The 2,603-nt window shown below is 70.3% G+C and carries 2 protein-coding genes and 1 pseudogene; 1 reads left to right on the forward strand and 2 read right to left on the reverse strand.

What is annotated here, in order from left to right:
- On the reverse strand, window positions 1-954 hold a 954-nt coding region (locus VJS38_RS00505), incomplete at its 3' end, for a serine aminopeptidase domain-containing protein (protein WP_324086200.1).
- Window positions 955-1,101: 147 nt separating this feature from the next.
- A complete protein-coding gene (locus VJS38_RS00510) occupies window positions 1,102-1,953 on the reverse strand; it encodes a flagellin (RefSeq protein ID WP_324086201.1) in 852 nt (283 codons plus the stop codon).
- A gap of 323 nt (window positions 1,954-2,276) precedes the next feature.
- Between VJS38_RS00510 and VJS38_RS00515 the strand changes: the two are divergent.
- Window positions 2,277-2,603, forward strand: a pseudogene (locus VJS38_RS00515) (hypothetical protein); the annotation flags it as partial.

The following is a 2,603-nucleotide window of genomic DNA, read 5'->3' on the forward strand; positions in this document are numbered from 1 at the left end:
CCCGGTGTTGCCGATGATCACGCCCTGCCCGCCCGCGGCCCGCGCCGGCAGGCAGAGCACGCCGCGCAGATCCTTGCCGAAGGTCACCTGCCGCTCGGTCCACTCGTTCGAGACGAGGTGCGCCGCCGGCGGCGGCGGCGCGCGCACGGCGTCCGGGGCGCCAGCCGCGAAGCCTTCGAGCCAGGCCGCCGCGGCGTCGAACACGGCGCCCGGCGGAGAGTTGAGGTGGGCTTCGCGAAACAGCTCCGTGTGGCCCGGAAAGCGGGTCGCGCTCACCCGCGGACCGAGGCTGGCGGCCAGCCGCGGATCGGCGGCCGGCGTCGCCACGAAAGCCTCGGCGCCGGAAGGAGCCAGCCGGCGCAGGTCGACCTCCTTGAGGCTGGCGACGGTGGCCTGCGACAGGCGCAGCCCGTGGATCGCGATCGAGCCGTCGCCCGGCGGCGGCCGGCCGGTCGTTGACGCGGCGGCCTGAAGCTCGCGGACCCAGGCGCGGCCTGTGGCGAGCGGCGTCAGGAGCATGAGGCCGTCAGGCTTGACGGCGCCGGCCGCGACGGCGGCCAGGCTCGCCCCGATGCGCAGGCCCGCGAGCACCAGCCGCTGGGCCCCCACGTGGGCGCGAACGAAAGCGGCGGCCTGCTCGACGCCGGCCACCCACAGGGGCCAGCGATCGACATCGGACTCCAGCGGCATGGAGTCGCCGCCGCCGAGATGGTCGTAGCGCAACACCGGGAAGCCGGCGGCGGCGAGCGCCTCGGCGAACAGGAAGAGCGGTCGGTAGGCGCAGCGGGCGTCGCGGCCGATCGGCGGGCAAAGCACCACGGCGACGCCGCGCGCCGCCTGCCCCACCGGCCTGTGCAGGGCGCCGGCGTGGCCGTCGAAGACCACCGGCTGCAGTTCGGTGGCGCGGCCGGCGGCGTGCCGGGCGGCGTCCATGGCGAGCGAAGGCGGCCCCATGCCACTCTTTCCAGGTTGATCGCGACACGATCACTGGAGCCGCAAGGCGCCTCGCGTTCAAATGAACTCATCGGGAGCAGGCGAGGCCGGCCGGATCCCGGAAACCCGCTGACGGGGGCGAGGCCCCCGCCAGCTTGGCCCGTCCGCTTAGCGGAACAGCGACATCAGGGGCGATGTCGCTTGGTTGGCGATCGACAGCGCCTGGATGCCCAGCTGCTGCTTGGTCTGCAGCGCCTGCAGATGCGCGCTTTCCTTGGCGAGGTCGGCGTCCACCAGGTTGCCGACGCCGGCGTCCAGGGTGTCCTGCAGCTTGCCGACGAAGGTCAGGTGGGAGTTCAGCGACTTCGAGCCGGTGCCCAGCTTGGAGAGGGCGCTGGAAACCGAGACGATCGCCGAATTGACGATGGTGATCATGTCATGCGCCGCCGTCGCGGTGCCGATCGTGGCGGTCGCGCTGATGCCGCTCGCGCCGCCGAGCGCCGTCGAGCCAAGCGACAGGTCCTGCGCCGCCACCGTGATCAGTTGGGTGCCGTCGGCGTTGGCCAGCGCCATCACCGTGGTGGGGTTGGAGGCTGTCGCCCTGATCATGTTGGCGCCGTTGAACTCGGCGTTGTCCACGGCCTTCTGGATCTGGTCGCGCAGCGACTTGAAGTCGTCGTTCAGCGCGATGCGGCTGTTGGTGTCGAGGGTGGTGTCCGAGGCCGCCAGCGCCTTGGACTTCATCTGCAGCAGCAGGTCCGAAATCGTCTCGCCAGCCGAAAGAGCGACGTCGACGGTGGACGAGCCGCGCTGCAGGGAGTCCTTGACCGCGTTCAGCGATGCGGAGGTGGCCCGCTGGTTCTGGGCGATGGCCCAGATCGAGCCGTCGTCCTTGGCCGAGGCCACTTTCAGGCCGGTGTTGATCCGGCTCTGGGTGGTGGCGAGGTCGGCTTGGGTAGCGCTGAGGTTCTGGAGCGCCACCATGGCGCCCACGTTCGTATTCACGCTGTTCATAGGCATGAACCGCACTCCTTGTTTCAAGGTCGCCGGCTGTCGTTTTGACGGCCGGGGGCGTTTTGCCCGCCAGGCGCGGCGCAATTGCCAGGCCAGCCGCGACCAGCGCGAAGGCGCGACCACACCTCATTGTTTTTATTGATATTCCCGGCGGATAGGCGCGAGACGTCGGCGGCAAGAAATTCACCGCGAGGGGAAATTTCTTTCCATTTGCGGCAGGATTTACCCGGCAAGGACTTCCCCGGGCGACTGCCGAACCGGCCGGAGCTGAGGCGATCTGCGCGCACCGGCGTTTAGGCTTGCGGATGGGATGAATTGCGGACCGGAACTTGCCTTCCACATCCTTCGATCGCACCGCCTTGAGGGCCGCCGGGAGGAGCGCCGGGCTGCCGAGCCTCATCTCTTCCGCCCTCGCCGGCGCGAGCGTCGTCGCGATCGCCTCCACCGCAGCCGCCCAGACGGCGGAGCAGCCCGCCCCCCCACCCCCTCAGCCGCCGCCGGCCGCCAACCAGGCCCCGACGATGCTGTCCGAGATCGTCGTCACCGCCCGCCGCCGGCCCGAAGGCCTGCAGAACACGCCGCTGATGGAGAACGTCGTCACCTCCGACAGCCTGCAGAAGCTGAACATCAAGCAGTTCCAGGACATCCAGGCGGTC

It is taken from the genome of Phenylobacterium sp. (assembly GCF_035276905.1).
Classification (GTDB): Bacteria; Pseudomonadota; Alphaproteobacteria; order Caulobacterales; family Caulobacteraceae; genus Phenylobacterium.

Excerpts from the sequence above, each read along its gene's own strand:
- VJS38_RS00510 (WP_324086201.1), bottom strand. The coding sequence starts at position 1,953 with ATGCCTATGAACAGCGTGAATACGAACGTGGGCGCCATGGTGGCGCTC.